At 46.2% G+C, this 8,018-nt stretch carries 4 protein-coding genes and 1 tRNA gene; 4 read left to right on the top strand and 1 reads right to left on the bottom strand.

The genetic code is table 11. From position 1 onward, the window contains the following. From IQ219_RS13440 to IQ219_RS13455, 4 genes are all read left to right on the top strand, one after another. The coding region (locus IQ219_RS13440) for a DUF2079 domain-containing protein (RefSeq protein WP_194072943.1) at positions 1-1,143 on the top strand (1,143 nt) is incomplete at its 5' end. An 18-nt stretch (positions 1,144-1,161) separates the two neighbouring features. Then, a complete protein-coding gene (locus tag IQ219_RS13445; protein WP_194072944.1) occupies positions 1,162-4,152 on the top strand; it encodes a hybrid sensor histidine kinase/response regulator in 2,991 nt (996 codons plus the stop codon). 41 nt (positions 4,153-4,193) lie between these two features. Continuing rightward, positions 4,194-6,473 carry a single-stranded-DNA-specific exonuclease RecJ gene (gene recJ / locus IQ219_RS13450; RefSeq protein ID WP_194072945.1) on the top strand — a complete coding sequence of 760 codons (2,280 nt, stop codon included), beginning with the start codon at positions 4,194-4,196 and terminating at the stop codon, positions 6,471-6,473. A gap of 65 nt (positions 6,474-6,538) precedes the next feature. Continuing rightward, positions 6,539-6,612: transfer RNA gene (locus tag IQ219_RS13455), tRNA-Met, on the top strand. Here IQ219_RS13455 and IQ219_RS13460 read toward each other — a convergent pair. Beyond that, entirely contained in the window at positions 6,572-7,600 is a 1,029-nt protein-coding gene (locus IQ219_RS13460) for a CHAD domain-containing protein (protein WP_194072947.1), read from the bottom strand. The two genes, IQ219_RS13455 and IQ219_RS13460, sit on opposite strands and share 41 nt — an antisense overlap. Between the last annotated feature and the right edge of the window lie 418 nt (positions 7,601-8,018).

Genomic DNA, 8,018 nt, shown 5'->3' on the forward strand with positions numbered 1-8,018 from the left:
GTTTATTGGTTATTTTTCATCCAGGCGATCGCCTTGGCCATAGGAGCTTGGCCCACTTGGCAATTGGCAAAACAAACGGGACTGGGGGAAAAAGAAAGTTTAACCATGGCATTGGTTTATGGCCTATATCCCCTGATTTTTAATATCAATTTATTTGATTTTCACACTGAAGTCATAGCTGTACCTGGTTTGCTCTGGGCGGTGTGGAGCGCCAGGGCAAATAGATGGGGAATTTTCTTAATTAGTTTAATCATAATTTTGGCTAGCAAAGCAGTGCTTTCCCTCACCGTATTTATGCTAGGTATTTGGTTGCTAATTTGGGAAAGAAAAAGGTTGATGGGACTCATTACCACCGGGGCGGGAATTGCTTGGTTTATTATTACCACCAAAGGTATTATTCCGGCCTTTAGTGGCGAAGAGGCGGCGGCGGTGGGACGCTATAGCTTTCTTGGGGATTCCGTTACAGAAATTATTTTAAATTTAATTCTTAAACCCCAAATCGTTTTAGGAATGTTATTTACGCTGGATAACTTATTTTATTTAGTGCTATTAACTGCGCCGATTATTTGGGGCATTTGGGGTAAAGCCTGGGCCATGGCTATCCCGGCAATTCCTGCCCTATTTGTTAACTTAGTCACCGACTATCTGCCCCAAAAGGATTTAATTCATCAATATTCGTTGCCAATTTTGCCATTTTTACTCCTGGTGGTGATGACCCATTGGTATCAGGGCAGTAGTTGGCTAAAAAAGCCGCGCTGGATTATTCTCTGGACGGCGATCGCCTTTTTAGCTTTGGGGAAATACACCTACTTTTTCGGCAGATATTGGCACCATTGGGGGCAGTTGGCTAACCTACAAACAGCAGTATCCTTGGTGCAACCAGGCGATCGGGTTTTGACTTCCCCCCACCTGGCGGCCCACTTGAGCCATCGACCCGACCTAGAATTAGCCATTGAAGCGGAAGCTCCCTTCGATCTAAACCGTTTTGATGCAGTGTTGTTGCAAACTAACTACGCCGGTTGGGAAAATTCCCAGGGCACAGTGGAAGCCCTAGCCCAACAGGTAAGTCAGAATTCAGCTTTTACGCCAGAATATCAAGAGAATGAGGTGATTCTTTATCGACGCGCCCCCTCTATCCCCTAATTTCAGCTTAGGTTTCCCATGGGCAAATTTCCTAATCTCCTACAAAATTACTGGCTTTTGCCCTGCCTTTTACTGGCGGGTTATGGAGGAAACTATTTTAAACTACATATATTTTTCGGCGTTGATTTTCTTTTTGGTAGCATTGCCACTTTACTAGTGCTCGTTTACTATGGCTTGCCCTGGGGCTTAGTTAGTGCGGCGATCGCCGGCAGTCACACCCTGATCATTTGGCGCCATGGTTACGGGGTATTAATAATCATGCTTGAAGCCCTAGTAGTGGGCTTGATGTTGCGCCGTCGGCAGACAAATTTAGTCTTAATTAACAGTCTCTTTTGGCTGTTAATTGGCATGCCCTTGGTTTATATTTTTTACCGTTGGGGTTTAGATATGACCCCGGTTACCACCGGTTTAATTACCCTTAAACAAGCTGCCAATGGCATTTTTAATAGCTTAATTGCCAGTTTTTTGATCACTGGGTTTGGTTTGCCAAAGCAAAATCTTTCTCCCTTAAAAGGGCCAGCTTTTTTTGCTTGGAAAAAAATATCCTTTGAGCAAACTTTGTTTAATTTGTTGGTGGCATTTATCTTTTTTCCCCTCCTATTTATTACCGTTTTTAATGGTCAAGAAGCTTTTTTACAAATGGAAAAGCAAACTGTCCAAGAATTAACTGCTTTATCCATCCCCATTAAAAATTCCGTTGAAGATTGGTACCAAATTCATCTAGAAGGGGCAGAAGTTTTTGCCACCAAAATCTCGCCTTTAGTAGCAGAAATTAATCAGGGTAATGGGGCGCAATTACCAGCCCTTAACCTCATGACCCAGACCATGCAAACGGCTTTTGCTGGCTTTAGTAATATCTATGTTGGCGATCGCCAGGGGAAAATTATTGCTAGTTCACCAGAGTTGAATGAAGTGGGAGAATCACGCTTAGGACTGATTCAGGCAGAAAAAATGACTGGTTTTTCCAGTCCTCCCAAAATACAAATATCTCCACTACACCGCACCAATGTTAACATCAATCCCCATATTGCTATCACCATCCCACTAGTGGTCAAAAATAGCTTAGAGGGATTTGTTAATGCCTCTTTAAACCTGGCCAAAACAAAAGAACTGTTATACGCAGATAGGGTTACCAAGGAATTAAATATTACTCTCATCAATGGCCAAAATCAGGTCATAGCTAGCACCATTGATGATCTATTACCTTTGGAATTTTATCAGCCTTTTCAAGGGGGTAATCCCAGAGATTTGAACCCATCAACCTACCATTGGTATCCCGATAAACCGGCTAATCCTACTCTCCGTTGGCGCAACTCCTATTACTACCATATTTTATCCTTGGATAAAATTAATGATTGGCAATTAGTAATTGGCTTGCCTGCGCGGCAAAGTATCGAGAAACTGCAGATTCAATCAGTACAAAAGCTTGGTCTATTGTTATTTTTAAGCCTGGTGGGTTTAGTGATTGCCATTAGTGTTAGTAAGCGAGTAGCTAATCCATTGTTAACTTTAGCTAAAATTACCACCGACATTCCCGCTAAATTACAATACCAAGGCTTAACCCCCATTGCCCTGCACAGTGAAGTGAGCGAAGTGATTACCCTCAATGAAAACTTTAATGAAATGCTGATCACTTTACAAAATCAGTTTAAAACCATCAAGCAGGCCAGGGATAATTTGGAAGTGAGAGTGGCAGAAAGAACCAATACTTTAATTATGATTAATAAGCAACTGGCGGGGGAAATTGAAGAACGCCAGCGCATTGAAGTTAAGCTGAGGGAAGCAAAGGAAAATGCTGAATTGGCCAGCGGTATTAAAAGTGAATTTTTAGCTAATATTAGCCACGAAATCCGGACACCAATGAATGCTATTTTGGGATTTTGTGATTTACTTTTACAAAAAGATCTTAGTTTGTCCCAAACAAAAAATTACCTCAATGCCATTGGCTCTAGTAGTAAGGTTTTGTTAGCACTTATCGATGATATCTTAGACATTTCTAAAATTGAAGCAGGTAAATTAGTAATTAATTTGGAGCCAGTAGATTTAAGGACAATTGTTAGAGAAATCAAACAAATTTTCGATTACAAAGCTGAAAGTAAAGGCTTGCTGTTAACTATCCAAGTGGATGAAACCTTAAGCCAAGCCATTTATTTTGATGCGGTACGCCTACGACAAATCTTATTTAATTTGGTGGGTAACGCCCTTAAGTTTACCGAGGAGGGACAGGTTTTCATTTATATCGGTGTGGAAGACATTCGATCCCGCTCCCAGGGCACCTACATTTCCCTAGCCATCGAAGTTACTGACACGGGCATTGGCATTGCCCCGGAAGACCAGGCGAGGATTTTTGATGTTTTCACCCAAAGTCAAGGACAGAGCACCCGCAAATATGGGGGCACGGGTTTAGGTCTGACCATCACCAAACGTTTAACCTCATTGTTGGGGGGAGAAATTAGTCTCTTTAGTCGACCTGGGGAGGGGAGTACCTTCATTTTGCGTTTCCCGGCAGTGCGCTTGGTGGAAAATTTACCCGAGTCCGGTCTTTCCCCTGGCCATGGAGTTCATTTCGATGGTCACCTTGGGGCGATCGCCTCCAACAATGCAACGGAGAGATTTTTGTCGGCCAGGGCTGGGGACATGGCCCCTAAAGACAAACGCTCGATTAACCAAAGCGGATCTGGTCAGTACTCCCCCATGGCAGTGCCCCTAATGGATCAAGCTCGACGGCAACAATTAATTTCTTTGCTGGCACAGGAAGAAACTAACGTTTGGAGCACTTTACGCCATACCCTCGTTTCCCGACAATTAAGAAACTTTGGCGATCGCCTTGCAAGCTGGGGGACGGAATATGGCTGGGACGATTTAGAGGCCTACGGCCAGGGCATTATCCAAGCATTGGAGGATTTTGATAGCCGTCGACTGGAACAACTCATGGGTCAATTTCCTCAATATCGAGCTAGCCTGACGGAAATTGCTGCTGGGGTAGATAGCCGCCATACTGCCGAGTAGGGGGAAAAGTTAGCATAGAATCTACTTTTAATTCTTTGACCATGGCCCAATTTCGTTGGCAATTAATTCCCCCTGTTACTCCCCCCGCCATTTTTGTCGAACAGGTACGTCGCCATTGTGACCAATCCAGCGGCAAATTTGCGGCCCAATTGCTATGGCAAAGGGGTATTCAAGCGGCGGATCAGTTGGCCGGGTTTGTAACACCGGAGCATTACACTCCCACCAGTGCCTGGGAATTTGGCCAGGAAATGAAATGGGCTGTGCAACGGTTGGGGCAGGCCATGGAACAGGGGGAAAAGATAACTATCTGGGGGGATTTTGATGCCGATGGCATTACTTCCACTGCAGTGTTATGGGAAGGATTGGGACAGTTTTTCCCCCAGGGTGACCAGTTGAGTTACACCATTCCGAATCGTTTACGGGAATCCCACGGCCTCAATCGACCGGGTCTAGAACGTTTAGCGGCCCAGGGCACCAAGCTGATTGTCACCTGTGACACCGGCAGTACCAATTTGGCGGAAATACTTTATGCCCGGGAATTGGGTATGGATGTGATTGTCACTGATCACCACACATTGCCAGACGATCGCCCGGAGGTGGTGGCAATTATTAACCCCCGTTACTTTGCCGATGACCATCCCCTGTTTAATCTTTCCGGGGTCGCAGTGGCCTTTAAGTTGGTGGAAGCCCTTTATGACCATTACCCGACAGTGCCCCAACAACCTTTGGAACAGTTGCTGGATTTAGTGGCGATCGGTTTAATTGCCGATTTAGTTACTCTGAAGGGGGATTGTCGTTACCTGGCCCAGCGGGGTATTGCCCAACTCCGTACCCAAAAAGATCTCGCCACCGCCACCCGTCCTGGCATCCATGCTTTGCTTAACCTTTGTAACCGTAACGGCGATCGGCCCACGGATATAGGTTTTGGCCTTGGCCCCCGCATCAACGCCATCAGTCGCATTAAAGGGGATGCTAGCTTTGGGGTGGAATTGCTCACCAGCGGAGATCCGCAAATTTGCAATCAATTGGCTGCGGAAACGGAAACCCTCAACAGTAGGCGCAAGGGACTGCAGAAATCCGTCATCACCGAAATTGACCAACGGCTCCAAAATATTGACCTGTCCACCACCGGGGTAGTAGTACTAACCGATCCCCAATGGCCCACAGGGGTTTTAGGCCTAGCCGCCAGCCATGTTGCCCAAACCTGTGGCCGTCCGGCCATTTTGCTCAACACCCAAGATGGGGAAATTGCCAAGGGTTCAGCCCGTTCTGTGGCCAACATTGACCTCTATGCCCTACTGCACAGTCAACGACATTTAATGTTGGGCTTTGGGGGTCATCCCTTTGCCGCTGGCTTAAGCTTGCCGCTGGATAAATTGCCGTTGTTCACGGAAGCAGTTAATCAACAGTTTTGGCAAAGTTATGGAGCCCAAATTAGTTTAGATCCTATTTTGTCGGTGGACCTCCAGGTCACAGTGGCAGATTTAGGACAAGACCTATTCCGGGAATTTAATTTGCTGGAACCCTACGGTATGGGCAATCCCGCCCCCCAACTACTACTAGAAAAAGTACAGGTCGAGCGGCCCAGCTTTCGGAACATTAAAGACCGCACTGGCAACAAAGTTTCCTACCTAAAAACCAGTTTTCGGCTGACGGACTATCCACCTCAAACCGATGGCGATGGTCAAGTCATTCAATGTCCTGGGGTTTGGTGGGGTCACCATCCCGATGAACTGCCCCAAAATGAACCGTTAGATTTAGTGGTGGAATTAGACTTTAACACCTACGATCGCCGGTATGAGGTGCGCCTGATCGATTTTCGCTTACATCAACCCCAAGGGATCACATCTAGTCAAACTAGTGCTAATTTAATTGACCGCCGTTCCCCCCATTGCCCAGACCATGGTCTTTCTCCCCAAGGGCATGTTCTCCGCACCTGTCCCAGCAGTTGGTCAGAATTGCGTCGGGCCTACCAACAGGCGATCGCCGCCCAACAACCCCTAGTGCTGGCCTATCATTTTCTACCCCAATGTCCCACTGCCTTAGTGGCCCAGTTAGAAGAACAATGGCATGGACGAAAAACAGCCGAACTTTCTCCCCTCAGCTTGCAAAAACAATGGGATTTTAGCCATGGCTTAGCTAGTCAAATTCTGATTCTGATCAAGGAGCACAGCCCAGCGTTAACCCCCGGCAGTGCCTGGCCGAAAGCTTTGGTCCAGCAAATTGAAACTTTAATTGCAGAAGAACAATTCCAAAAACAATATTTCAGCCAAGTGTCCCTCACCCCCGAACTTTTGGCCACCGTACCCGACAGCCCATAAAAATTATTTTGCCATGCTGTGAATTTAGTGTATGATTGTTAACTGTCCGTTGAAGAAACAGACAAGGCTTGGTAGCTCAGTTGGTTAGAGCAGGGGACTCATAAGCCCAAGGTCGGCGGTTCAAATCCGCCCCGAGCCATTTTTCCGTTGCTGTTGCCAGTAGGGTTTTGCACCAGTTGACGACATTGCTGACGGTGCCCAGGATCAATAAACTGGCTCTGGAGTGGTTGCCATTGGTCCCAATATCCCAGGCGATCGCCGTGGAAAATGGCATTCCATTGGGGACAGAGTTTTTTTAGATCCACATCAAGGTATTGCTCCACCATGGCCCTCAAGACGAAACTGTCCTGTAGGCTACCCAAGATTTCCTGGGTCATTTTCACTTTGGCTAACAATTCTTGATATTCCTGGCCGTAGTAGTCACTGAATAGCTCCATCTGGTAACGGGTACGCTTTGCTTGCTTGCGGAGATCGTGCAGAACTAATTCTTCCCCATCCAATAGGATTTCAATAGCCGACGGGCTCAGTTGAATACAACGACGTTGTTGGGCTATGCCATGGGTATCAGGGACAATTTCCGTACCAACCAACCAACCGGGGTGAAGGAAAAATTCCGCCAGTTGGGGCAACAGTAAGTCCGGTAAGACATCGGCGATCGCCAGGCTCCCGAGGACAGTAATTTGGGGTTGGTCTAGCCACCCTTGCCAGTGCTGTTTAAATCGGGAAAATTTGTCGTGGGTCAACAGCCTATAGGTTGCTTTAAAAGCGTGTTTCCGTTCCTTTTGTAGATATTTAAGAACTTTATTCAAATAGCGTTGCTCGTTTTTGGGTAGATGGGGCAAATATTTACTAAGCAAAATTTCCTGCAAAACGTCATTGTCCCGCTGTGCTCCCAGGCGTTTACCTATTTTCCCTACCCTTTCTTCTGTAAGCCCCTTGGGTAATTGCACTGCGGCCTCAAAACCGGCGATCGCCGTCCGCAGTCGTCGCACCCCCACCCGTAACTGATGTAAGTCTTCGGGGTCTTGATCCTTTAAAACCCTGGGGGCATATTTGAAAACTTTTTCAGTGTGTTTACTAAAAGCGAAAATTGCCAGCTTACCAAAAGTACGTGCTGCTGTTTCCATGTCAATCAATCACCAAAAATTCTCCGTTATCTCCATCCTAGGATAGGAATTTGAGGATTCCTCAAGGTTACGAACAGGTTAAGAAATCTGGCCAGGATGGTGAAGTTTTGGTTTTGGCTCAGACCGCCTTGCCATGGCCAACGAAAAAGTTTTTACCAGAGACTCGTCTGCCATGCTTCAATTAAGATTGCGGTGATTTTAATGAATAAAAGATTAATTTACAAGAGATAGTTAAACTTGATCATTCCATTTTAAATTAAAGGTATTGAGAAAATCACGGCGTTACAGGGGAGAAAAATTAGTTCTCATTACCCGCAATTCCAGATCAAAGGCGATCGCCTCCTTGGCTTCCGATGTAATCACCAATTCGTAGTAGCCAGCTTGGGCGGTGGGGCCAGACCAGCGATGGATGGCGGAG

Origin of the sequence: Synechocystis sp. LEGE 06083, assembly GCF_015207725.1 — a bacterium.
Classification (GTDB): domain Bacteria; phylum Cyanobacteriota; class Cyanobacteriia; order Cyanobacteriales; family Microcystaceae; genus Synechocystis; species Synechocystis salina.